Source organism: Bartonella sp. MR168JLCBS, assembly GCF_042194175.1.
Genome location: NZ_JBHIMP010000131.1, coordinates 1 through 1,154, shown reverse-complemented (window position 1 = coordinate 1,154; position 1,154 = coordinate 1). Strand labels below are relative to the sequence as shown.

The following is a 1,154-nucleotide window of genomic DNA, read 5'->3' as shown; positions in this document are numbered from 1 at the left end:
GCAACCTTTAAAAGACCCAAAAAATTCAAACCAAAAATAATAATGATAATTCCAGCAGTAAGTACAAACCACTCACGATAATAAGCAATGAACTTGCCAATTGTGCTTGCACTAGCACCTAAAGCAACAAAAACGGTTGTAAAACCAAGCACAAAAGCAATAACAGAAGATAAAAGTGCTAAGCGTATAAATACTTTTTCGTTATGCTTTTCTGAACGAAAATCATCAATACCAATACCTGCCATATAGCATAAATAAGGAGGAACTAACGGCAAAACACACGGTGATAAAAAAGATAATGCACCGGCAAAAAACACACCAACTGTTGAAATTTCTACAATCAAAACCCTCTATCCAATTCCTATTATGGCTTACGCCTATGCACAACCATTAATCCATTTCCTCATCAATTTGTTGCATATTTTGTACTTTTGCCACCAAACTAATATCTTCATCATGGCCAGACACAACCGAAAAAGCCTTTTGATAAATTTGATCCTTATTCTTAGCAATCGCAATATACTTCCCCTCAGCTAACACGAGTGAAACATAAGCACCAACCGTTTCGTAAATGATATCACCAGAATCATTGGTGATAGACCAGCTTGTATCTGCAAGTGCTTCCCCTCCTTCCTGCCGTACCAATTTAAAAACAATTTGAGCTGCCTGATGTTCAAGAGTGACTTCTGTAATTTTACCCGCATCCACTTGGATATCTGAATGAACAATAACATTAATGGAACCATAATGGGAAGCAACATGATAGCGGCCAGCTTTCAAACGTACAATTGACAGAGGTTTCACATTTGATAAAATCACACCAGTATCATCATTTTCTTTCTCATCCTCATAGCTAGTGAAACGTAACTCCTTTTCATTGATTGTGCCGTTCAGCAATGTAGCATTTAAAAGCACGCCACCAGCATCAAGATTAAAATTTTTAACAAGACTCTGTCCGCTTTGTAAACTTATATGGTGCACTGCACTTGCATGACCAAAGGAAACATGAACAAGATAGCTTCCTGGTTCTAGGTTAAAATGCGCGCTACCACCCTCATAACTTGCAATCAATGGTAATTTATTATCGATTCCTAGGATAGGAGCATAAACCCGCCATATGAGCCCTTTCACAACATTTTCACTGCTGTTTGTTA

At 37.7% G+C, this 1,154-nt stretch carries 2 protein-coding genes; both read right to left on the bottom strand.

Going from position 1 to position 1,154, the window contains the following annotated elements:
- A partial coding sequence (locus ACFIK8_RS09765; protein ID WP_375669310.1) for a cytochrome c biogenesis CcdA family protein occupies positions 1–344 on the bottom strand: 344 nt, incomplete at its 3' end.
- A 46-nt stretch (positions 345–390) separates the two neighbouring features.
- Positions 391–1,154 (bottom strand): carboxypeptidase regulatory-like domain-containing protein (locus ACFIK8_RS09760; protein ID WP_375669309.1); only part of this gene is annotated, 764 nt, incomplete at its 5' end.